This is a genomic window from Pedobacter ghigonis (genome assembly GCF_903166585.1).
Lineage (GTDB): Bacteria > Bacteroidota > Bacteroidia > Sphingobacteriales > Sphingobacteriaceae > Pedobacter > Pedobacter ghigonis.
On record NZ_CAESCM010000010.1, the window covers coordinates 113,790 to 136,619 of the forward strand.

General features: G+C 40.7%; 20 protein-coding genes. 7 read left to right on the forward strand and 13 right to left on the reverse strand.

What is annotated here, in order from left to right:
- Positions 1–126: 126 nt before the first annotated feature.
- The 12 genes from HWV58_RS15285 to HWV58_RS15340 all read right to left on the reverse strand — a co-directional run bounded on the left by HWV58_RS15285 (position 127) and on the right by HWV58_RS15340 (position 12,142).
- Positions 127–1,380, reverse strand: a complete 1,254-nt coding sequence (locus HWV58_RS15285; RefSeq protein WP_175634928.1) for a pyridoxal phosphate-dependent aminotransferase — start codon at positions 1,378–1,380, stop codon at positions 127–129.
- A gap of 1 nt (position 1,381) precedes the next feature.
- Positions 1,382–2,713, reverse strand: coding sequence for an argininosuccinate lyase (gene argH, locus HWV58_RS15290; protein WP_175634929.1), 1,332 nt, complete (start codon positions 2,711–2,713; stop codon positions 1,382–1,384).
- A 125-nt stretch (positions 2,714–2,838) separates the two neighbouring features.
- On the reverse strand, positions 2,839–3,906 hold the full coding sequence (locus HWV58_RS15295) for a M20 family metallo-hydrolase (protein WP_175634930.1): 1,068 nt from the start codon (positions 3,904–3,906) through the stop codon (positions 2,839–2,841).
- A 145-nt stretch (positions 3,907–4,051) separates the two neighbouring features.
- Positions 4,052–4,861 carry a pyrroline-5-carboxylate reductase gene (gene proC, locus HWV58_RS15300; protein WP_175634931.1) on the reverse strand — a complete coding sequence of 270 codons (810 nt, stop codon included), beginning with the start codon at positions 4,859–4,861 and terminating at the stop codon, positions 4,052–4,054.
- 276 nt (positions 4,862–5,137) lie between these two features.
- Positions 5,138–5,929 (reverse strand): acetylglutamate kinase, encoded by a 792-nt coding sequence (argB, locus tag HWV58_RS15305; protein ID WP_175634932.1) that lies wholly within the window; start codon positions 5,927–5,929, stop codon positions 5,138–5,140.
- Positions 5,930–5,990: 61 nt separating this feature from the next.
- Positions 5,991–6,962, reverse strand: a complete 972-nt coding sequence (locus tag HWV58_RS15310; protein WP_175634933.1) for a Rossmann-fold NAD(P)-binding domain-containing protein — start codon at positions 6,960–6,962, stop codon at positions 5,991–5,993.
- 175 nt (positions 6,963–7,137) lie between these two features.
- The gene (locus HWV58_RS15315) at positions 7,138–8,268 is read right to left on the reverse strand and encodes an aspartate aminotransferase family protein (protein WP_175634934.1); all 1,131 of its coding nucleotides are present in this window, start codon (positions 8,266–8,268) and stop codon (positions 7,138–7,140) included.
- Between the two features lie 86 nt (positions 8,269–8,354).
- The gene (argC, locus tag HWV58_RS15320; protein ID WP_175634935.1) at positions 8,355–9,338 is read right to left on the reverse strand and encodes an N-acetyl-gamma-glutamyl-phosphate reductase; all 984 of its coding nucleotides are present in this window, start codon (positions 9,336–9,338) and stop codon (positions 8,355–8,357) included.
- Between the two features lie 2 nt (positions 9,339–9,340).
- The gene (locus tag HWV58_RS15325) at positions 9,341–9,811 is read right to left on the reverse strand and encodes a GNAT family N-acetyltransferase (RefSeq protein ID WP_235972741.1); all 471 of its coding nucleotides are present in this window, start codon (positions 9,809–9,811) and stop codon (positions 9,341–9,343) included.
- Entirely contained in the window at positions 9,804–10,154 is a 351-nt protein-coding gene (locus HWV58_RS15330) for a cupin domain-containing protein (RefSeq protein WP_175634937.1), read from the reverse strand. Before HWV58_RS15330 ends, HWV58_RS15325 begins: the two co-directional genes overlap by 8 nt.
- Positions 10,155–10,251: 97 nt before the next feature.
- Positions 10,252–11,442 (reverse strand): argininosuccinate synthase, encoded by a 1,191-nt coding sequence (gene argG, locus HWV58_RS15335; RefSeq protein WP_124560643.1) that lies wholly within the window; start codon positions 11,440–11,442, stop codon positions 10,252–10,254.
- 1 nt (position 11,443) lies between these two features.
- On the reverse strand, positions 11,444–12,142 hold the full coding sequence (locus HWV58_RS15340) for an N-acetyltransferase (RefSeq protein WP_039480975.1): 699 nt from the start codon (positions 12,140–12,142) through the stop codon (positions 11,444–11,446).
- A 583-nt stretch (positions 12,143–12,725) separates the two neighbouring features.
- Here HWV58_RS15340 and HWV58_RS15345 point away from each other — a divergent pair.
- The 7 genes from HWV58_RS15345 to HWV58_RS15375 all read left to right on the forward strand — a co-directional run bounded on the left by HWV58_RS15345 (position 12,726) and on the right by HWV58_RS15375 (position 21,747).
- Complete coding sequence (locus HWV58_RS15345) at positions 12,726–13,424, forward strand: DUF4397 domain-containing protein (protein WP_175634938.1); 699 nt, start codon at positions 12,726–12,728, stop codon at positions 13,422–13,424.
- A gap of 322 nt (positions 13,425–13,746) precedes the next feature.
- The gene (locus tag HWV58_RS15350) at positions 13,747–16,182 is read left to right on the forward strand and encodes a TonB-dependent receptor (RefSeq protein ID WP_217707009.1); all 2,436 of its coding nucleotides are present in this window, start codon (positions 13,747–13,749) and stop codon (positions 16,180–16,182) included.
- A 59-nt stretch (positions 16,183–16,241) separates the two neighbouring features.
- Positions 16,242–16,952 (forward strand): DUF4198 domain-containing protein, encoded by a 711-nt coding sequence (locus tag HWV58_RS15355; protein WP_175634939.1) that lies wholly within the window; start codon positions 16,242–16,244, stop codon positions 16,950–16,952.
- Positions 16,953–17,026: 74 nt separating this feature from the next.
- Entirely contained in the window at positions 17,027–18,229 is a 1,203-nt protein-coding gene (locus tag HWV58_RS15360) for a PepSY-associated TM helix domain-containing protein (RefSeq protein WP_175634940.1), read from the forward strand.
- A gap of 23 nt (positions 18,230–18,252) precedes the next feature.
- Positions 18,253–19,191 carry a DUF6607 family protein gene (locus HWV58_RS15365; protein ID WP_175634941.1) on the forward strand — a complete coding sequence of 313 codons (939 nt, stop codon included), beginning with the start codon at positions 18,253–18,255 and terminating at the stop codon, positions 19,189–19,191.
- A gap of 160 nt (positions 19,192–19,351) precedes the next feature.
- A complete protein-coding gene (locus tag HWV58_RS15370; RefSeq protein ID WP_175634942.1) occupies positions 19,352–20,494 on the forward strand; it encodes a M28 family metallopeptidase in 1,143 nt (380 codons plus the stop codon).
- Between the two features lie 176 nt (positions 20,495–20,670).
- Positions 20,671–21,747 (forward strand): DUF5694 domain-containing protein, encoded by a 1,077-nt coding sequence (locus tag HWV58_RS15375; RefSeq protein WP_175634943.1) that lies wholly within the window; start codon positions 20,671–20,673, stop codon positions 21,745–21,747.
- Positions 21,748–21,803: 56 nt separating this feature from the next.
- Here HWV58_RS15375 and HWV58_RS15380 read toward each other — a convergent pair whose 3' ends face one another.
- A complete protein-coding gene (locus HWV58_RS15380) occupies positions 21,804–22,811 on the reverse strand; it encodes an LLM class flavin-dependent oxidoreductase (RefSeq protein ID WP_175634944.1) in 1,008 nt (335 codons plus the stop codon).
- Between the last annotated feature and the right edge of the window lie 19 nt (positions 22,812–22,830).

A 22,830-nucleotide genomic window follows, 5' to 3' on the forward strand; every position in this document is an offset into this window, starting at 1 on the left:
CAGATTTAGCTTCGCTGAGCACTTACGTGGTTCCCGACTGCGTTGCACTCCGCTCGAAATGACGGCCAAATAAACAAAAAGCCTCTTCAAAACTGATTGAAGAGGCTTTCCTATCTATTTATAATCTTATTTCAACTTACTTAAAGCAGTTTTAATCCTTGGCAACATATCTTTAATATCCTGTAAAGTACAAGCCCCTACCGATGCCCTGAACCATGGCATGCTGTGCTCGTTTCCAAATGCTGAGAATGGTACCAAAGCAGCGCCGGCTTCCTTAATTAGGTAGAAGTTTACATCGGCACTATCTTTTAAAAGCTGACCATCTTCGGTTGTTTTACCAATGTAATCAATCTTAATCGTCAGGTAAATGGCACCCATTGGCTCAACTGCATCTACGTTAAAGCCTTCTGCTTTTAAAGCACTAAAACCATTATAAAGTGCATTTAAGCTGTCTTGTATCTGACCTTTAAAGCTGGTTAAAAAAGTATCAACCTGTGGTTTGTTGTTAAAGTAATCAGACATGGCTACCTGCTCTGCTTTTGGAGCCCAGGCACCCATGTGCCCAACCAACGCTTTCATTCTGTTTACGATATCTTCGGGGCCAAAGCCCCAGCCCACACGCACACCGGTAGCTGCCAGACATTTAGAACTACCATCTACAAAAATGGTAAACTCGCGCATTGCAGGGCGCAACGAAACCGGGTTTACATGCTCTTTATCAAAAGTTAAAAGCGAGTAAATCTGATCGTACATTAAATAAAGTGGTTTTTCATCTGCTCCACGGCTTGCATTTTCTTCCAAAACAGCATCACAAATCTCAGCCAAAGCGTCGGCATCGAACATGGTACCTGTAGGATTCAGTGGCGAGCATAAAGCCAATAAAGTTGCGCCTTTTAAATGCGGCTTTAATTGTGCTGCAGTAGGCATAAAATTATGAGCAGCATCGGTTTCTACCGCAATCGCATTTGCCGAAGTTAAATGACAATAATGGTTATTATTCCATGATGGTGCCGGAAACACTACCGTATCGCCCGGGTCAATTAACGCCAGAAAAGTAGCATAAATTAAAGGACGTGAACCTCCTGAAACCAGAATACTGTTGGTATTATAGTCTAAACCAAATCTGTCTTTTAGCAATTCAGAAACCGTTTCGCGCAATTGTAAAACACCGTCGGCTGGTGGGTAGTTGGTTTGATTGGTATTGTAAGCCGCTACAATTCCTTCTTTTAATTCGGCTGGAATCGGGTAAATGTTCGAATCGAAATCGCCAATGGTTAAATTAGCAATTGATGCGCCTTTACGCTTCATTTCGTTAACCTCGTTACCAATTTTTATAATTTCTGAGCCAATTAATGAGTTGGCTATTACTGAAACTTTCATATTATGCTATTAAATCTTCTATTGCTTTATTCACTTTTTCGAAACCAAATTGTGCTAAAACTGCATTCATCGAAGCAGAAATCTGCTCGTTACAAAGGTTGCCTATACTGCCTTCGTGGGTATGGTGTATTTGGCTCGATGGTGCAAAAGTACCACTTTCAATCTGTTCGCCAACTATTTTGTAGGCCTCTCTAAATGGTACGCCTTGTAAAGCTAAATCGTTTACAACTTCAACACTAAACAGATAATCGTATTTTTTATCCTTTAAAATACCATCCTTTATGGTAATGTTCTGGAACATAAAGGTGGCAATCTCCAGGCACTCATTAAGCGAAGTGATTGCCGGAAAAAGATTTTCTTTTAACAACTGTAAATCGCGGTGATAGCCTGATGGCAGATTAGTGATCATCATGGCAATTTCATTCGGCAGTGCCTGAATTTTATTGCAGCGCGAACGGATCAGCTCGAAAACATCAGGATTCTTTTTATGCGGCATAATGCTCGAACCTGTGGTAAGCTCGGGCGGAAAACTGATAAAGCCGAAATTCTGATTGATAAACAGGCAAACATCCATAGCCATTTTTGCCAGGGTTGCGGCAACAGCACTCATGGCCTGAGCCAAGATTCTCTCGGTTTTGCCACGTCCCATCTGTGCATAAACCACATTGTAGTTTAGGCTTTCAAAACCAAGCAATTTAGTGGTTAAAGTTCTGTTCAAAGGGAACGAAGAGCCATAACCGGCAGCAGATCCCAATGGGTTTTTATTGGTAATTTTCCAGGCAGCCAACATCAGTTCCATATCATCAGCAAGGCTTTCGGCATAAGCACCAAACCATAAACCAAACGATGAAGGCATGGCAATTTGCAAGTGCGTATAGCCCGGAAGTAATTTATCTTTATGGGTATTGCTCAGCTCAATTAGCTGGTTAAACAAAGTTGCAGTTTGACCGACCATGTCTTCGATACAGGCACGGAAAAATAATTTTAAATCAACCAAAACCTGGTCGTTACGCGAACGGCCACTGTGAATTTTCTTACCCGCCTCTCCAATACGCTGCGTTAGTAACCACTCTACCTGCGAGTGCACATCTTCTACGGTATCTTCGATGGTAAAATTACCGGCTTGAATTTCGGCGTAAATATTTTTCAGTTCCTGCTGAACGGTTCTTAATTCATCTGCTGTAAGCAAATTAATGGTTTCCAACATTTCTGTGTGCGCCAAAGAACCTAAAACATCAAATTTTGCCATTTGCAGATCGAGTTCACGGTCTTTACCAACAGTAAAGCTTTCTACAAATTTATTTACATCTATATTTTTTTGCCAAATCTTCATTTTAATTTATTTAACCGCAAAGGGCACCAGATTTTTCGTAAAGCACGCTAAGCTATTTTAAAATTTCACTACCGCATTCACTGAGATTTTCACAGAGAACGCAGGACATTTAAAGCCCTCTAGCTTTAACCTCCAACAACCGGTTTCAACATATTAACATACCCTTCAACACCTTCAGCTACTTCCCTAACATACAAAAATTCATCAGCCATGTGCGAGCGACCCGAAAAACCCGGACCAACTTTTACTGATGGAATATCCAGCAAAGCCTGGTCGGAAGTTGTAGGCGAACCATAAGTAGTTCTTCCCAAAGCAACCCCTGCCTGTACAACAGGATGGTTTTTATCAATAGACGAAGGTTTTAAGCGGATTGAACGCGGGGTAACATCACAATCAACATTGGCACGGATAATTTCCAGCACCTCTTCGTTGGTATAAGCATCTGTTACGCGCACATCAACAGTAAAAGTACAATTGGCCGGCACCACATTATGCTGCGAACCTGCATTGATAATGGTAACGGTCATTTTCAAGGGACCAAATACCTCTGATACTTTCGGAAACTGGAAATTCCTGAACCATTCAATATCTTTCAATGCTTTGTAAATGGCATTCTCGCCTTCTTCCCGTGCCGCATGACCGGCTTTACCGTGCGATACACAGTCTAATACCAGTAAACCGCGCTCGGCAATGGCTAAATTCATTTCTGTAGGCTCACCTACGATGCCAAATTCAAGCTCACCTAAATCTGGCAGCACCAGTTCTAAACCATTATTGCCCGAAATTTCTTCCTCGGCAGTAGCAGCTAAACAGATGTTATATTTTAAATTTTCCTGATCGTAGTAATACAAAAATGTTCCGATTAGCGAAACCAGGCACCCTCCGGCATCGTTACTCCCCAAACCAAATAATTTATCACCTTCAATTGCGGCATCATACGGATCGCGGGTATAACCAGAATTTGGCTTAACCGTATCGTGGTGCGAATTTAAAAGTAAGGTCGGCTTAGCAGCATCAAAATGCTTGTTGTAAGCCCAAACATTGTTCATTTTACGCTGGGTCTTGATCCCTCTCTCTTCCAGAAACTGAGCAATTAAATTCGCAGTTCTGTCTTCTTCTTTGCTAAAAGACTGGATACGGATTAACTGCCGCAATAAGTCCAGACTTTCTTTTTGTATATTTTCTAATGACATAGTATCAAGTACTCTTTACCGGTATTAAGTATTCAGTATCAAGATTAATTTGTTCGTGATACGGAGTAGTTGCTACCTATTTTGTTTTCGCTTTAAAAGTATTAAGGCATTACTTACACTTATCTAAGCTTTAGTCTTCAAGCTCTTAGCCCTCTTTAGTATACAAATTCCCGGCTTTTAAGGCCGAAAGTTTAATACCCTTTATCAACGAAGAGCTATAACCGTTGTGTTCCATTTCATTTAAACCTGCAATGGTACAACCTTTCGGCGAAGTTACCTTATCTATTTCTGATTCCGGGTGCGTTCCGTGTAATAAAAGTAAATCGGCCGCTCCTTTTGCTGTTTGAACCGCCATTTTCAAGGCTTCATCTGCATGGAAACCAATTTCCACCCCACCTTGCGAAGCTGCCCTGATACCCCTTAAAAAGAAGGCAATACCACAGGCACAAAGTGCGGTAGCCGAAGTCATTAAATCTTCGTTTATTTTAACTACCGAACCTACCGTTTCAAACATGCGGGTTACATCTTCTAAATTTTGCGGCGAAGCATTGTCGCTCGCAATGCAGGTCATCGATTGCCCTATTGCGATAGCCGTATTGGGCATTGCCCTGATAATCTGAACATCGCTATCCAGTTTCTCGCGAACCGCAGCACAGCTTACGCCCGAAATTACCGAAATCACCAAATGTTTAGCGGGGTTTATGGCCGATTGGATTTCCTCTAAAACCACATTTAACTGCTGAGGCAGCACAGCTAAAATAATCACATCTGCATCAGCTGCTGCATCGGCGTTATTGGCCGTAACCTTATAGCGCTCTTGTGCAAACTTATATAAATTGGCAGTGTTGCGCCTGGTTAAGGTAATGTTTTTGGTTGTGGTGTAGTTGGCTTTAACCAATCCTTTTGCTAAAGATAAACCGATATTTCCGCTACCGATTATGGCGATTTTTTTCATTTTGTGGTTCGTTTATTATTTCTACTTCTTTGATTTCACCAATTACCAGCTTATACTGATCATGTGATTTCATCGATTTTAATTTTATTAAGAAAAGCAATTGTAGTAAGACTACTCATCTGCAGTCCTGCTATCCGCTTTACTCCGTTACACTCCGTTCCCGCTGCTATCAGGTTTATCAGGCAAAACCAGCACATTTCAGCTCCTTTTTTCTGCAACAGCCTATATAACAGATTAACTTTCCACCTTTTACTCTCAACCTCTAAGTCTTCTGCTTTACTTCAGCATTTTAGTACCAAAAGTACCTGTTGCAAGCTCATTTAATTCGTCGGCTTTGCCAATATACACTGCCGAAACGCCTTTTTTAATCGCCTCAAAAGCATTGTGCAATTTCGGAATCATCCCACCCACCACGGTACCATCGGCCTTTAATCCCTCAAATTCATCAGCCTTAATTTCTCTCACCACAGAGCCATCATCATTTACATCTTTCAGCACACCCTTTTTCTCGAAGCAATATACCAAACGCGTTTCATATAAGCCTGCCATAGCCACAGCCACCGAGGAGGCAATGGTATCGGCGTTGGTATTTAACAATTGTGTTTCCCCATCGTGGGTAATGGCACATAAAACAGGTACTAAACCCGCTTTTAATAAATTATCTAACGTTGTTGCAGATACCGAATTTTCATCCAAATCGCCAACAAAGCCATAGTCAATTTCCTTTACCGGACGCTTTTTTGCCTGAATAACATTTCCATCTGCACCAGTTAAGCCAATTGCATTACTTCCTTTAGCCTGCAACTGTGCAACCATATTTTTATTTATCAATCCGGCGTAAACCATGGTTACAATCCGTAAAGTTTCAATATCGGTAATCCTGCGACCTTCAACCATTTTAGCTTCAACGCCTAAACTTTCGCCCAATTCGGTTGCAATTTTGCCGCCCCCGTGAACCAGGATTTTATCGCCTGCCAAAGCCGTAAAATCCAGTAAAAACCGGTGCAGGTTTTCAGAATTATCAATTACGTTTCCGCCAATTTTTATAATGGTGAGTTGTTTTTTCATTTTTAAGCTTTAAAGTTAAAACAGCAAGCTAAAAGCTTTGATCTTTTAACTTGCTACACGTTTATAGTTCTTCGAGCACCGCTTTGATTACAGCTTGTGCAGCCCATAAACGGTTTCCTGCTTCGTGGATCACCAATGAGTTTGGTCCGTCCAAAATCTCTGATGATAATTCCAGATCGCGGCGAACCGGCAAACAGTGCATTACTTTTGCATCGTTGGTGATTTTTAACTTTTCGTTGTTCATCATCCAGCCATCCGGATAGGTTAATACCTTACCGTATTCTTTATAGCTGCTCCAGTTTTTCACATAAACATAGTCGGCACCAACAAGGGCTTCTTCTAAATTATATTCAATTTTAGCGCCTGGCGTAAAATCTTCGGCCAGTTCATACCCTTCGGGCTGGGCAATCGTGAAATCGATCATACCTTCTGCCTGTGCCTTACACATCCATTCGGCAAAAGAGTTTGGTACCGCCTGAGGCAAAGCTTTTACATGCGGCGCCCAGGCCAAAACTACCTTAGGTTTTGCTCCGTCAGGTTTCTTTGTCCAGGTTTCGTGAATGGTAATGATATCTGCAAAACTCTGCAAAGGGTGACGTGTTGCACTCTCCAGGCTCACCACCGGTACTGCACAGTACTTTACAAACTTGTTAAAAAAATCTTCACTGTAATCTTCCTCCCGGTTGTTCAGTTTTGGGAAGGAGCGTAAGCCTAAAATATCGCAATACTGACCCATAACAGCTGCAGCTTCGCGGATGTGCTCTACAGTAGAGCCATTCATCACTACACCATCCTGGGTTTCTAAAGCCCATCCCTCTTTATCCAGATTCATCACCATCACATTCATACCCAAATTTAAGGCTGCTTTCTGCGTGCTTAAACGGGTACGTAAGCTTGGGTTCATAAAAACCAACCCCAGGGTTTTGTTCTTACCTAAATCCTGATGTGCATAAGGATCTGCTTTTAATGCCAATGCATCATTTACAAATTGTTTGATGCTTGGGACATCGTGTACGGAAGTGAACAATTTCATCTTTTTTATTAGGTTAAAGGTTGAGGGTTGGAAGGTTGAGGGTTTGCTATCCCTCAATCTCCCATCTCTCAAAATTTACAATTGCGATTAATACCGCCTGATTTAATTTTTTAATTTACAATTCTTAGCCTTTGCATTCAAGGCCTTCAAGCTTTCTACCTTCCCGCTACCTACCTTATTTTACTAATTTTTTAAAAGCCTCCAAAAACTCATCAGCATGTGCTTTGGTTAGGTTTAACGCTGGCAACAAACGGATTACATTTGGTTTTGCCTCACCGGTAAAAATGAAGTGTTTAAACAAAAGCTCCTTTTTAACATGCGCCAGTTCTTCGGGTAATTCAATACCAATCATTAAACCGCGACCACGAACTTCTTTTACCTGCTCAAATTTCTTCAGTTCGGTAATCAGGTAATTACCAATTTCTTCCGCATTTTTCATCAGGTTATCCTGCTCCATAATTTCGAGCACAGCCAATGCCGCTGCACAAGCCAGGTGATTACCACCAAAAGTGGTACCCAGTTCGCCATGCCATGGTTTAAATTTCGGAGCAATAGAAATTCCGGCTACCGGAAATCCGTTGCCCATACCTTTAGCCATGGTGTATACATCGGCTTCAACACCTGCCCAATCGTGCGAGTAAAACAAGCCCGTTCTACCATAACCACATTGAACTGAATCGGCAATGTAAACGGCATTGTACTCATCGCAAAGCGAACGGACTTTTTGCAGGAAGCTTTTAGATGCTTCTTTAATTCCGCCAACGCCTTGTATACCTTCAATAATTACAGCACAAATTTCGTTACCCTGTGTTTTAAAAGTTTCTTCTAAAGCCACTTCGTTATTGTGTGGCAAAAAGATAACATTTTCGGTTTGGTTAACCGGTGCTACAATTTTAGGATTATCGGTTACTGCCACCGCCAAGGAAGTACGCCCATGAAAAGCGCCTGTAAAAGCAATCACTTTTTTTCTTCCATTGTAAAAAGAAGCCAGTTTAAGTGCATTTTCGTTGGCTTCAGCACCTGAGTTACATAAAAATAACTGAAAATCCTTTTTGCCCGATACTTCACCCAGCTTCTCAGCCAGTTGCACCTGCAAAGGAATTTTAACTGAATTAGAATAAAATCCCACTTTGCTTAACTGGTCAGTTAAACGGCTTACATAATGTGGGTTAGTATGGCCTATTGAAATTACAGCATGGCCGCCGTATAAATCTAAATATTGTTGTCCGTTAGCATCCCAAACATTACTGCCGGCTGCTTTGGTAATTTCTATATCGTTAAGTGGGTAAACGTCGAATAAGTTCATTCTTTTTTAGGGTTTTATGTCATTCTGAGGAACGAAGAATCTGTTTCGCAAGTTGCAGATGCTTCGTGCCTCAGCATGACAGGTTATTAAAAGTTGGCTGCTTTTAACTTCAAGCCTGCAGTTTCTTCCAGTCCGAACATTAAGTTCATATTCTGAACCGCTTGTCCGCTGGCACCTTTTAACAGGTTATCGATAATACTGATGACAAATAGTTTGTTGCCATGTTTTTCGATATGCACCAATGCTTTATTGGTATTTACAACCTGTTTTAGATCAATATTTTTCCGGCTTACGTGTGTAAAAGGATGCGCACTGTAATAATCTTCGTAAATGGTTTGTGCCTCTTCTAAAGTAAGATCGCTTTCCATGTACATTGCCGCCAAAATACCACGGGTAAAAGCACCACGTTGCGGAATGAAGTTTAAAGTATTGGCAAGTGAGGGTTGCAACTGCAGCAAGCTTTCGCTAATCTCATTTAAATGCTGATGCTCAAAAGCCTTATAAATAGATAGATTATTATTTCTCCAGCTAAAATGTGATGTTGTAGCTAAGCTCTGTCCAGCTCCTGTAGAACCCGTAGTAGCATTAATGTGCACTTCTTGCTTAATTAGCCCTTTAGCGGCCAATGGCAATAAACCTAACTGAATACAAGTTGCAAAACAGCCTGGGTTAGCAATGTTGCTTGCCGATTTAATTTTATCGCGGTTCAATTCAGGAAGTCCGTAAACAAATTCACGGTTTTCGAAAGTAGATTTCTCGTGCAACCTGAAGTCTTGCGATAAATCTATTACTTTGATGTTTTCGTTAATTGGATTTGCGGCTAAAAACTTCTTTGCATCGCCATGGCCAACGCAAAGAAAAAGCACATCAATATCCTGCGGAATATCATTTACGAAACGTAAATCGGTATCGCCTATTAAATCGGTATGCACATCAGAAATTAGGTTTCCGGCATTACTTGTGCTGTTTACGAAAGCAATTTCAACATTTGGGTGGTTAACCAAAATGCGCAGCATTTCGCCGCCTGTGTAACCTGCCCCGCCAATTATCCCTGCTTTAATTTTATTCATCGCTATGAGTTTAGTACTATTTTATAAAGAAAAAAATCTTCGTCATTTGCCTGCTTAACAAAGCCTATACTCTTGTACAAATGCTGTGCGGTATAATTATCGACAGCCGTTTCCAATTGTACAAATGTAGCACCAGTGGTTTTGGCAAAATCCATTGCTGTTTTAATTAGCTTTTCGCCAATACCTTGTTTGCGGTAATTTGCATCAACGTACAGATCGTTTAAAATCCAGTTTTTGCTTAATCTTACCGAAGAGTATTTTGGGTATAGTTGTGTAAAACCTACTGCTTGCTGGGTATCCGCATCGATGGCTATAAAAATAACCGATTCATTGTGCTGCAAACGTTCATCGATAAAAGCTTTGGCCATCCCGATATCCGAAAACTGATTGTAGAATATACGATATTGGTTAAACAGACCCGCTACCAGATGGGCTTCATTTACTCCTACTCGTTTAATTCCTATATTATTCACAATCAGTTCTGTCGTTTTGGGTTGATGGGTAGGAAAAAAGAATAAATTCCAAGTCATCAGGCTCGTTGTTCATGATTTTATGTTTGTGGCCAGCTTTAATTTGCAAGCCTTTGTTGGAGTTAACGGTAAAAGTTTCGCCTTCAATTAAAAATGTTGCCTGCCCTTTCAATATGAAGAAAAATTGTGCTGCATAAGTATGAAAGTGCAATTTCTCAGCGGTTTTCGCAGGCATCAGCTCTTGTTTAACTGATGCCTCCGGGCTGTTTACAAAATTCCATCCATCACAATTATCGCCCCATTTGTAGTGGCTCAGACATTGCGCTTTGGAAAGGATTTCGTTCATTTTTAAGTATTGCGTTTGGTATCGAGTATTTAAGTAGCAGGTACCAAGAGGGGTAAAACTTACATTTTACCTCTTCCATTTTACATTTTACAAATAACTATGCTTCCTCTCCGTTTACTTTGTGCCAGATCATTACCTGGTTACCGAAGATTTTAGAGAAACCTTTAACATCTTCTCCACTCCAGGCATTGTTCATTTCACCGTAGCTGCCAAATTTGTTGCTCATTAAATCGTGGTTAGATTCAATACCGATAATCTGGAAACGATATGGCAATAGCTCAACAAATACTTTACCGCTCACAAATTTTTGTGTATCGGCTAAAAATGCTTCAATATTCCGCATAATCGGATCGTGAAACTGACCTTCGTGCAACCAATTGCCATAGAAAGAAGACAATTGCTCTTTCCAGCTTAACTGCCATTTGGTTAAAGTATGTTTTTCTAAAGTGTGGTGTGCTTTGATGATAATTACCGGACCAGCAGCCTCGAAACCAACACGGCCTTTAATACCGATAATGGTATCGCCTACGTGGATATCGCGACCAATACCAAAAGGTTGCGCAATGGCCTGTAATTTCTGGATAGCCCTTACCGGCGCTAATTTTTCGCCATCAATAGCAACCAGTTCACCTTTTTCGAAAGTAAGCTCAATTTTGCGCGATTCGGTTTCTGAAACCTGCGTAGGCCAGGCACTTTCCGGTAAAGTTTCGTTAGAGGTTAAAGTTTCTTTACCACCTACCGAAGTACCCCATAAACCTTTGTTGATTGAATACCTTGCTTTTTCAGCGCTATATTCAACACCATGACCGGCCAAATATTCGATTTCGGCTTCACGCGATAATTTTAAATCCCTGATTGGGGTAATAATTTCAACACCCGGAATCAGGATATTAAAAATCATATCAAAACGAACCTGATCGTTACCTGCACCTGTACTGCCATGTGCTACATAATCAGCACCGATTTTCTTTACATAATTGGCGATTGCCGTAGCCTGACTTACACGTTCTGCACTAACAGAAAGTGGGTAGGTAGCATTTTTTAATACGTTACCGAAAATCAGGTATTTAATACAATCTTCATAGTACCCTTCAGTTTCATCTACCACAGCATGCGATTTCACCCCTAAAGCGTAGGCTCTTTTCTCAATTTCCTGTAATTCCTCATCAGAGAAACCACCAGTATTTACAATTACCGAGTGAACTTCCAACCCACGGTCTTTTGCCAGGTAAATACAACAAAATGAGGTGTCTAATCCTCCGCTAAATGCTAAAACAACTTTTTTCATGCTATTTAAATAAAAGGGTAAATAAAAATAAAAGGGCTTTTAAGCCTGTTTTTGGCTTAGGTTTAACAACCAAACGTTGTTTGATGCGCATAAAGCGCTCGTATAATTTGGGTTTCTTTTGCAGTTCTTCGGCAAATTGTTTGGCTACTTCGTGTTTTTTCTCTGCCGGATCGTAAAGCATGGCCGTGCACATGCAGTTTTTACGTTCCTTCATTTTCAAAATTTCGAAGTTTACGCAACTCTGGCAGCCTTTCCAAAATTCTTCATCCTGGGTAAGTTCGCTGTAAGTAACAGGTTCGTAGCCTAAATCTGAATTGATTTTCATTACGGCTAAGCCAGTTGTTAAACCAAAGATTTTTGCCTTAGGGTACAATCTTCTCGATAAGCCAAAAATTTCATTTTTAATGGCTTTGGCCAATCCGGCTTTACGGTATTTCGGACTTACTACCAAACCACTGTTGGCCACAAATTGCCCGTGGCTCCAGGTTTCGATATAGCAAAATCCCGCCCATGAACCATCTTTGTGGAAAGCAATAACCGATTTGCCCTCTTGCATCTTGTTAGAGATGTATTCTGGCGAACGCTTTGCGATACCCGTACCACGCGCTTTCGCAGATTCGGCCATCTCGGTTACAATTTCTTCTGCAAATACACGATGTTCAGGAAGTGCAACCTGCACTATAAATTCGTTAATATCCATTCGTTTTCTAACGAAAAATTATAAGTATTCTTGTTAATTGGGTTTTTAGAGAGGATCAATTCCTCGTTACGTTTAGTTGAGTACTAAATACGTGGAGTAAAATTTTGCCGGCTTGTGGGGTAATAAAACACGGGCTGAAAACGATTAATAAATAAACTTTCACCAGCAACCAAATGGGCTGTGAAAACAGAAAGTTTATGTAAAAATTGTTTAATCATTTCTTGCGTATTAAAACGGCTTTAACTCTATTGAGGTGCAAAGGTTTAAATAAAAATCGAGTTACACAATATTATCCTCATTTTTTTATGCTCTGAGGTTAATTTTTTTAAACTAATCTGACTTAATTATGCCTAAACGCACACATTCATTCAAAATTAAAAAGCAATTGTTAAGCAGATCGATTTGAAACGAGCGGACCAATATTAACATTGTTAAAAAAAGTCGGCAAACTTTAACATCCGCTTAACATCATTTAACAACCTCCAATAGGGTTTAAAAGCAATATTTGTGAGCCTGTAGCGAAACCTATCAGGCAACCGTTTTATGGGTACCCTTTAATATTTAAATCAAATTTCAAATCAGTATGAAGAATTTTACTCCGTTCAATCTCAAATTTATCCCTTTATTTATTTTCGTTGTTTTAACCGCACTAACTTCTTGCAAAAAAGATGAAACAGATACTACGATTTCATATTTAAGGATTGTAAATGCTTCGCCTTCTTTAGCTACTTATAATGCCTATTTTAATGGTAACATGGTCAACTCAGTAGCCTTACCTTTTGGTGGCTCGGCTGCTTACAGTTCCTATGCACCAGGCGGCTACACTATAAAATTTACCACAGCCAGCAGCGCTGAAAGCTTGTTGAGCAAAACCGTAACGCTGGGTGTAAACACCTATCATTCTACTTACCTGATTAATAAGCCTGCGGCATTAGATATTTACACCATCACCGACGATTTGACCATCACTGCAACCGATAAGGCTTATGTACGTTTTATCAACTTATCGCCCGATGCACCGGCATTAGACCTGGCCAAAACCAGCGCAACCACTACATTAGCTACCAACAAGGCTTATAAAACAGCAAGTGCTTTTACCACAGTTGATGCGGGAACTTATACGCTCGATACCAAAGAAACCTCTTCGGGAACGGTGAAGGCTACATCGGCCAGCACTACCTTTGTGGCGGGCTACCATTACGATGTTATTTGCGGTGGACTGATAGCACCTGCAAATGATACGGAAAGACCTTTAAGTTTACAGGTTGTATTGATCAAGTAAACTTAATTTCTCTGCTAATAATTAAACGTCTTGTGTTTACACAAGGCGTTTTTTGTTTTTATAATCCTGTTGCCGCACTCGTTATTTAACCCAGAAGGCATTTCATGCTTATTTCTGCAAGCATTTGGTATAAATCGAGGCATAAGAATAAACTGTCCGAAGATTTAACAATTTCTTATTTAGAATTATTCAAGATAATTTGGATAATCCAAATTTCTGCCGTTATTTTGCGTCTCTTTAGAATTAATCCAAATAAATTTTAAAGAATAAAATTAGCTGTTCTCCCTTAAAAACGCATTGCATATAATTTTAAAATAACAAAATGAATAAAACCAGACTATTTGTATTAACCGCAGTGATGCTCTTAATCCATACCATCACCTTTGCTCAGCAGTTTGCTACTATAAAAGGTACCGTTACCACATCTGACGGGAAACCTGCGGCTTACATTTCTGTAGGCCTAAAAGGCAAAGGCTTAGGGAACGTTACCAATGATAAAGGCTTATATGAAATTTTACGTGTTAAACCTGGTTCTTATACCATAAGGGTTTCGGCTGTAGGCATGCAAAATCTGGAAAAAACCATTACGCTGACAGCCGGCGAAAGTAAGGTGGTTGGCTTTGTAATCAGCCAGAACGCTAACCAGTTGAGCGAAATCAATATCAATCAGGGTCGTACCAACCGCTATGTTACTAAAAAAAGCGAGTACGTATCGAAAATGCCCCTTAACAACTTAGAAAATCCACAGGTTTACAATACGGTAGATAAGGCTATATTGGCCGATCAACTTGTTTTCTCGGTTGATGATGCTACCAGAAATATCCCCGGTTTACAAAAAATGTGGGAACCTACCGGACGTGGCGGAGATGGTGGTAGTTTTTACAGTGTGCGCGGTTTTACTGCACAATCGGCCTTAAGAAACGGTGTTGCCGGCTTGGTTACGGGTGGTATTGATGCGGTAAACCTCGAAAGACTAGAGGTATTGAAAGGCCCATCAGGTACTTTATTTGGCAGTGCCTTAACCTCTTATGGAGGTGCAATTAACCGGGTAACCAAAAAACCATTTTTTACTACTGCCGGTGAAGTAAATGTGGGCATGGGTAGTTCGGATTTTAGCCGGGTAAGTGTTGATTTCAACAAACCACTGGATAGCAATATCGCATTTAGGATAAACGCTGCCTACAATTACATCAACGATTTTCAGGGCGTAGGTTATGACAAGAGTTTCGCCATAGCGCCAAGCCTATTGTTTAAAATTACCAAAAAGCTAACCTTATCTTTAGATGCCGAAATTTTTAATACACAGGGCACAGGCAAACAGGCCTTCTTCTTCTATTATCCTACCGCCGCATTAGGCGCTTCATCGCCAGCCGAAACCAAACTGGATTATAACCAGCCTTACCGCGGCGATGGATTATTGAATACATCCAGAAGCACCAACTTTTTTGCACAGGCAGATTATAAATTTTCAGATCATTTTACCTCAAGCACCGTTTTTACCAGCAGCCACAGCTTTTCTAACGGCTATGGTCCGTATTTCTACCTTTTACCGGATAATGTGGTTACCGGAAATCCGGCAGATGCTGGCAAAAGCAATTACCTGGTAAGGGCCGATCAGTCGACAGAGCGTTCAAAAAGCCAGCTATATGGTGTACAGCAAAATTTCAATGCAGATTTTAACATTGGCAGCCTGCGCAACAGAACAGTTATTGGATTCGATTTCTTCAGGAAAAGTCCAACCATCAATTTCAATGGGATTAACCAGTTTGATATCGTACCGCTTAACGTAGCCGGATTTGATTATAGCCAGTTTAACGGCAGCACAGTAGCACAACGTTATATTCAGCAAAATATGGCGCCACCATATATCGTAGATGTTAAAACCAATATTTATGGTGCCTATGTTTCGGATGTATTGAACATTACCGATAAATTAATGGCGCTGGCTGCATTACGCTACGATTATTTCGACAACAAAGGTGGTCTTGAATACAGCCCTGTTGAACCTTATGCACAAAAAGGATTTTCGCCAAAATTTGGTTTAGTTTATCAACCTATCAAAGATCAGGTTTCGATTTTTGCCAATTACCAAAATAGCTTTACCAACAAAGGTGCGTACCGAGCAATGGTTAACGGCTCACTTACTACAGCTATTGCAAAACTGGAGCGTGCCAATCAAATTGAGGGTGGTGTTAAGTTAGATGCCTTTAACGGTAAATTATCTTCGACCATTAGCTACTACAACATTAAAGTAGAAAATGTATTGAGGGCAGATCCTAGCAATCCGGCAAACGCACAAATACAGGATGGTACTCAATTAAGCAAAGGTGTTGAAGTTGATATTATGGCCAACCCGGTTAATGGCTTAAACATTAATGCAGGTTTTGCCTACAATGATTCGAAATATACTGAAGCTGATGCGGACGTAATTAACAGAAGACCAGCCACGGCCATGTCGCCTTACCTGGCCAACTTCTTTATCAGCTATAGATTTACCAACAATGCATTGAATGGCCTTGGTTTTGGATTTGGAGGTAATTATGCCAGTTCAAACAAAATTGTAAACAGCGTAAGCATGGGCGTTTATACCTTGCCGTCATACACTGTTCTAAATGCCTCAGCATTCTATGATCTTAAAAGAATCAGGTTTTCTGCCAAAGTTGACAATTTAACCGACGAAAAGTACTGGATTGGTTACACTACTCAAAATCCACAGCGCTTAAGAACATACGCCGGCAGCATTACCTATAAATTTTAATTCTACTCATCAGGAGAAATTGGATCAGATCAATGTCTCCTGATTTAAAAACCGAAAACATGAAAACTAAAATTGCACTACTATTCTTCTTTCTGGCCTTCAGTATCTCCGGCGCTTTTGCACATGCTTTATGGATAGAAACATCGGCTACCGGTAAAAAAGGTCAGGCACAGGAAGTGAAAATTTTCTTTGGCGAATACGAAAGCGGCGAACCCGATTCGGCAGCCAAATGGTTCAGTAACCTTAAAGATTTTAAACTGGTTTTAACAGCGCCAAATGGTACTATTAAAGTTTTAACCGCTTCGCCTGATGTGCTTTTCTACAAAGCCAGTTTCACACCTGATCAGGACGGCACCTACAAACTTTCAGTTGTACACGAGGTGGCAGCGGTTTATGAAAAAGCTAAAATCGAATATTATGCTTTTGCCGACGTTGCGGTAAGTACCCTGAAAATAAATACCACTTTCCCTGCTGATGCAGCCTTAACCATCAGACCAGATAAACATCCATTAAAAGCAGGAGAAACGGCTACACACCAGGTAATTTACAACAAAGCACCTTTTGCAAACCAAAAATTAACTGTAGTGGGACCCGATAAAAAAGCACAGCCTGCATCGACTGATGCTGCAGGTAAGTTCACTTTTAACCCAGCTACAAAAGGAAATTATTTTCTGGAGGCTTTTACAGAAGATAAAACCTCTGGAAAATTAAACGGAAAAGATTACGATAAAATCTGGCATTTGGTTACCTACACCACTCAGGCTAACTAAGTCATTTTTATCAAAAAAAAATTAACCAATTGGCATTGAAACCGCCAATTGGTTCTTTTATTAAATAAAGCTTAATGGCGTTAACAAAACCAATACAGAAAAAAACAAATAAATCGCGGCTCAGACGGATTAGTGATTGGCTGCACCTTTGGCTGGGGATTGCCTCTGGTCTGGTGGTTTTTCATCTGGGAATTACCGGTTGTATTTTCGCCTTTCAAAAAGAAATTACCGAATTCATTCACCGAAAAGAAGTGTTTGTTGAGGTACCCGCCAACCGCAAAACCATTGCCTTAAGTACATTAACAGCAACTGCCGAAAAAACACTGGGTGGCAAGAAAAAAATCTCTTTTCTATCAAGCTATGCCGAGCCCGACCGGGCCTGGGAGTTTAGCACCTATAAAGCGGGTAATCCTGACGCTTTCTGGTATTTCGATTCGATAGATTATTACGATCTGGTTCTCATTAACCCATACACTGGTAAGGTTACTTTAGTTGCCGATTACAAATATGAGTTCTTTGGCATCATCAAAATGCTTCATTGGAGCTTCCTCATTAACCACCCCATCGGGCAGCAAATTATTGGCTGGTCTACCATCATTTTTGTCTTTCTCTTAATTTCAGGTATGATTATGTGGTGGCCTAAAAACCTCAAAAAATCAAATTTCGACAAGAGTTTTAAGATTAAGTGGAAAGCCAAATTTAAACGGTTTAATTACGATCTGCACAATGTACTGGGTTTTTACGTGATGATTATTTGCCTTATGCTGGCCCTAACCGGCCTGGTTTGGGCTTTTCAATGGTTTCAATCAACCGTATATGTAGTAGCAGCGAGAAGTACCGCTCCGCCTAAACAACCAGAAGCCAAATCAGATTCGACTAAAACCATTACCGCCATACCTTTTGATGTAGCTTTCGAAACGGCTAAAAAAACTTTCAAAGATGCCGATCGCATTGGTATCTCGCCGGCAGCAGGTGGAACAACGCCGATATATGCTACCGGGTACAGGGGAGCAGAAACCTACTGGAATTTTGATGTATTGCTGTTCGATCAGTACACGGGTAAATTGCTGGCCCGTAAAAACCAGACTGAAAAAAATGCTGGCGAGGCCTTGATTGGGATGAACTACGATATCCATGTGGGAGCAATTTTAGGTCTGCCCGGAAAAATTATGGCATTTTTTGCGAGCCTTATTGCAGCCAGCCTGCCTATAACCGGATTTATTATCTGGTGGGGTAAAAAGAAAAAGAAGAAAAATCCCGCAGTTGCGGAAAAATAAGCACACCTCTAATTTAATATAAAATGAAAATCTTAAACTTAATTTTGGTGTTAAGCAGTATGATTACCCTTAACGCCAATGCGCAAACAAAAATTGATTCACCGGAAGAAAAACTCGAAAAAGATAGAAAAGCAATCAAATCTTTAGCTGGTTTTTACGAAGTGAATTTCAATTATGGCGAAGTAACTGCTCCCGATCCAAATTACAAATTCAGCAAACCTTACGAAAGCCACGGAAGTGAGTGGGCTGAAATTATTGTAGACGAACCTAAAAGAATCGTAATTCAGCACATGCTGGCCATTAACGATACTACAGTTATTAAGCACTGGCGTCAGGACTGGACCTACGAAGACCCGAACGTTCTGCTTTATACGCAAGATAATGCCTGGAAAAAAGGTAGTTTCACCGCAGCTGATGTAAAAGGAAAATGGACGCAAAAAGTTTATCAGGTAGACGATAGCCCACGTTATCAGGGTTTCGGAACCTGGAGCCATGTTGGCGGGCACGATTCATGGTCGAGCGAAACCGATTCGCCGCTACCAAGAAGAGAATCGACTGTACGTAAAGATTATAACGTATTAACCCGTGGAAGCAGGATTACCATTACCAAGGACGGCTGGATGTTTGAGCAGGACAACAAAAAAGTTGTGCGTACCCCGCAAGGCGATAAATTACTGGCTATTGAAAAAGGTTATGAAGAGTTTACCAAAATAGACCCTAAAACTTTTGCTTATGCTCAAAAATGGTGGGCAAGCCAGCAAACTTACTGGGCTGATGTACGTGGTGTTTGGGCCGATATTATCGGATCGGGCGATACCTTTAAAGTAAAAACCATGGCCAATGGCAAATTGCTTTACGAAACACTTTTCAATTTAGGAGATCAGTCGGTTAAAGAAAAATGGACCGCAGCCCAAAATAAAGAAAAAGTAAAAACAGCTTTACAGCCTTATTTGGCTAAATAGAAAGGGTTATTTTTATCAGGAATGGTTGGTAGTTAATCGCGATGCGGTTAATCATCAACCATTTTTTTGTTAACGATTCGATGTTAGTCGGGATTTGTAACCCCAATCAACAAAATCCCGACAAGCGACCAACAATTAGTTTATTTTACTAAATTCCGGCATGAAAAAATTTGGTTTTCTCATCTTCTTATGCTTTGCTGTTAATGGCTTTGCACAAGATTCTACTTATACCCGTAATGTAATCAATACGCTTACCGGTAAACAATTTTGGGGCAGGGGCTACACGAAAGATGGGATGAAAAAAGCTGCAACTTATCTTGCAGAAAGCTACAAAAAAATTGGCCTGTTGCCTATGGGGAGCAATTACCAACAGGTTTTTAGTTTCCCCGTAAATACTTTCCCTGGTAAAATGCTGGTCGAAATTAATGGCAAAAAACTGATCCCAGGAAAAGATTTTATTGTAAACAACGAAAGTAAAGGCCTTAAGCAACGTACTGTATTGCAAAAGGTAGATAGTGTTAAATATGAGGCCAGTCCGGCATTGCAACTCGTGCTGAAAGATAAACTCACCTGGTCTGTTGCTACCGAAGTAGCCGCTACCACTACTATTCAGCTTAACAAAAAAAGCATCAGCACACAACCCAAAGAGATTAATGTTGACATTGAAAACCAGTTTATCGAAAGTTTTACTGCAGCCAACGTGTGCGGTCTGGTAAAAGGAACCCAATATCCCGATTCACTTTTAATCATTACTGCCCATTACGATCATTTGGGTGGTATGGGTGCCGACACTTATTTCCCAGGAGCCAATGATAATGCCGCTGGTGTGGCAACGCTACTAAGCCTGGCCAAATACTATGCTGCCCATCCACAGCCTTACAGTATTGGTTTTATTTGTTTCGCAGCCGAAGAAGCCGGGTTACTGGGTTCAAGGTATTTTGTAGAAAACCCGCTGGCAGCCTTATCCAAAATCAAATTCCTGATCAATTTAGACCTGGTAGGAACCGGAGCAAGCGGAATGACCGTAGTAAATGCCAGCCTTTACCCAAAAGCATTCGCAGACCTGAATAAAATCAATAACGAACACCATTACATTAGCAAAATTAATCCTCGCGGCAAAGCAGCCAACAGCGATCATTATTTCTTCACCGAAAGTGGTGTACCTGCATTTTTTATTTATACCCAGGGTGGGCCATCAGCTTATCACGATGTGTTTGATGTCGCCGAAAACCTCCCACTCACCGAATACAACGATCTGTTTAAATTAATTGTTGGGTTTAACCAAAAACTGATGAGAAACTGATTTTTTCAGGATCAAAACCCCAGATCTTTATTCCAACCTTTTATTTTCGGCTGCAAGCACCCCGCTATCCAATTTTTGTTGTTGGGATAATATTATAAGCCTTTGGGATAATTAAATAGCACGGCTAAACAGCACTGCGCATCTTTGAACCAACAAAAACACAAACCCGGTTCACGATGAAAATTATAACAAAATTTAGCCTGGCATTATTCCTTTTAATTGGTGTTTCAGTTAAATCAAATGCCCAAAATCAGATCGAAATTGTAATTGTAGGTTCTGCCCACGACAATTCGAAATCGACACAAAACTTTCAGCTGATTATTGATAAGTTGAAAAACTTTAAACCTGATATGGTTTTTGGCGAATACCTACCAACCAGCGATTATGCCAAACTGGAAGCAGATAACTGGGCAAGGAAAGTATTTGACAAAGGACACAATTACCTGGAAAAACGCAACCCCGAAACTGTCAAAAATCTATCCACTCAGATTAAAAAGGATAAAAAGGCGCTTGCATCATTTGCCTACTACCATAAAACCCGCATGAACCTGGCGGTTAATTATGCCAAAAACTGGGACCGCGGCAATGCAGACTACCAGATTTTTGTACTGGAAAACTACATGAAAAACAGCTTTGGTAAAGAAGAACAGGCTGCGTACACCAAAATGTTCGGCGGTACCGACTCTCTGAAAAAGTTTGGCTTTTACCGCACAGGCAGTGAGTATGCTAAAATCTATTTTCCGTTAATTTATCAGTTAAAACAAGAGCAGATTTACAATATGGATTGCCAAACTTACGATAAACCCTGGAGCATCGCCTGGGCCGAAACAGATTCCTTATCTCAAATACTGATCAAAAAAGCCAAAGCCGATAGTACCTCTGTCGAAGCCGCAACCATGAAAGCTATAGAGACTTATTGGAGCTATACACCACAAGAAGAAAAAGCTTTTAATGCCGATGCGTATGCAGGAATGAATACAAAAAAATATGGGATGTTGGATGAGGCCTGGAATTTTTATGGTGGACCCCATTTTTACGGCTACGCGGGTTTCCCGACAGAAAGCGTTAAAGCAATGATTGCACAATGGACCTTAAGAAATGAAGGCATGTGCAAAAACATTATCGACCAGGCAAAAGCAAAAAAAGCCAAACGTGTGGTAGTTGGTGTTGGCGCTTCGCACCGCAAATGGATGGAAGAAATTTTAGCTAAAAATCCTGAGGTTAAAATCATTAATTACAATGATTTACATTAAAGTACCTAAATAAACTAAAGCGAGTCAGATATAGCTGTCTGACTCGCTTAATAAGTTTATTGTAAAAACATTTCGGCGAGTAACTGATACGATTTTATCCGGTCTTCGAAATGTTCGGTAATGGTAACGGCCATCAATTCATCGACATCATAATCAGCCGCCAGTTTAGTAAGTCTCTCCTTAATCACATCAGGCGTTCCATAAATCATTCGGGGTTTATTGGCGTTTATCCTTTCCTGCTCTGCGGAGTTATAGGTTATATCCTTAATATCTTCCCACCCAGTGGAAGTTAAGCCTCCTCCTTTTTCCAGTTGCAAAAAGCGATAACTCATTAAAGCTTCCTGCTGGCGGACTTTCTCTTCATCCTCTGAGCAGAAAACAAAAAATGCTACATTATCAACCGGTTTTGCCAAATCAACCGAAGGTTTAAAATGATCTCGGTAGTATTGAACAGCCTGAGGTCCGCCATGTGGATTAATGAAATGGGCAAATGAAAAGCCGAGGCCAAAATGGGAGGCAAACACCGCACTTTGCCCGCTGCTGCTTAACAGCCATTGCGTAGGTACAGTTTCCGAAATCGGAATTGCTTTTATTTTAGCCTGAATGCCGCCATCAGAAGTATCGTGCAGATAGTGCTGCAAATCTCGTAGCTGCTCCATAAAATCCTGCTCACTCCAGTTGTTTGATGGATTTAACATCGAAGCTGTAATACGATCGGTGCCGGGTGCCCTGCCCATTCCCAGATCGATACGGTTTGGATGCATCACTTCGAGTAACCGGAAGCTTTCTGCAACTTTTAACGCACTGTGATTGGGCAGCATAATACCACCCGAGCCTATGCGCAGGGTTTTGGTATGATTTGCCAGATGGGCAATTAAGATTTCGGGGGTAGAACCAGCTAAACTAGTCGTATTGTGATGCTCAGAAACCCAGAAACGATGATAGCCCAGCCGCTCAGTTTCTTGTGCCAGCAAGGTAGTTTCTTCAATTGCTCTACGTGCGGTAACACCTTTACGCACCGGCGACTGATCTAAAACGCTTAATTTAATTTTAGTACTGCTCATTTAAACAAATGTAGCAGAC

Excerpts from the sequence above, each read along its gene's own strand:
- HWV58_RS15375 (WP_175634943.1), top strand. The coding sequence starts at position 20,671 with ATGAAAATTATAACAAAATTTAGCCTGGCATTATTCCTTTTAATTGGT.
- HWV58_RS15360 (WP_175634940.1), top strand. The coding sequence starts at position 17,027 with ATGGCGTTAACAAAACCAATACAGAAAAAAACAAATAAATCGCGGCTC.
- argG (WP_124560643.1), bottom strand. The coding sequence starts at position 11,442 with ATGAAAAAAGTTGTTTTAGCATTTAGCGGAGGATTAGACACCTCATTT.
- HWV58_RS15330 (WP_175634937.1), bottom strand. The coding sequence starts at position 10,154 with ATGAACGAAATCCTTTCCAAAGCGCAATGTCTGAGCCACTACAAATGG.
- argB (WP_175634932.1), bottom strand. The coding sequence starts at position 5,929 with ATGAAAAAACAACTCACCATTATAAAAATTGGCGGAAACGTAATTGAT.
- HWV58_RS15370 (WP_175634942.1), top strand. The coding sequence starts at position 19,352 with ATGAAAAAATTTGGTTTTCTCATCTTCTTATGCTTTGCTGTTAATGGC.
- HWV58_RS15315 (WP_175634934.1), bottom strand. The coding sequence starts at position 8,268 with ATGAACTTATTCGACGTTTACCCACTTAACGATATAGAAATTACCAAA.
- HWV58_RS15350 (WP_217707009.1), top strand. The coding sequence starts at position 13,747 with ATGAATAAAACCAGACTATTTGTATTAACCGCAGTGATGCTCTTAATC.
- HWV58_RS15355 (WP_175634939.1), top strand. The coding sequence starts at position 16,242 with ATGAAAACTAAAATTGCACTACTATTCTTCTTTCTGGCCTTCAGTATC.
- HWV58_RS15285 (WP_175634928.1), bottom strand. The coding sequence starts at position 1,380 with ATGAAAGTTTCAGTAATAGCCAACTCATTAATTGGCTCAGAAATTATA.
- HWV58_RS15295 (WP_175634930.1), bottom strand. The coding sequence starts at position 3,906 with ATGTCATTAGAAAATATACAAAAAGAAAGTCTGGACTTATTGCGGCAG.
- HWV58_RS15340 (WP_039480975.1), bottom strand. The coding sequence starts at position 12,142 with ATGGATATTAACGAATTTATAGTGCAGGTTGCACTTCCTGAACATCGT.
- argC (WP_175634935.1), bottom strand. The coding sequence starts at position 9,338 with ATGAATAAAATTAAAGCAGGGATAATTGGCGGGGCAGGTTACACAGGC.
- HWV58_RS15365 (WP_175634941.1), top strand. The coding sequence starts at position 18,253 with ATGAAAATCTTAAACTTAATTTTGGTGTTAAGCAGTATGATTACCCTT.
- proC (WP_175634931.1), bottom strand. The coding sequence starts at position 4,861 with ATGAAAAAAATCGCCATAATCGGTAGCGGAAATATCGGTTTATCTTTA.
- HWV58_RS15380 (WP_175634944.1), bottom strand. The coding sequence starts at position 22,811 with ATGAGCAGTACTAAAATTAAATTAAGCGTTTTAGATCAGTCGCCGGTG.
- argH (WP_175634929.1), bottom strand. The coding sequence starts at position 2,713 with ATGAAGATTTGGCAAAAAAATATAGATGTAAATAAATTTGTAGAAAGC.
- HWV58_RS15310 (WP_175634933.1), bottom strand. The coding sequence starts at position 6,962 with ATGAAATTGTTCACTTCCGTACACGATGTCCCAAGCATCAAACAATTT.
- HWV58_RS15345 (WP_175634938.1), top strand. The coding sequence starts at position 12,726 with ATGAAGAATTTTACTCCGTTCAATCTCAAATTTATCCCTTTATTTATT.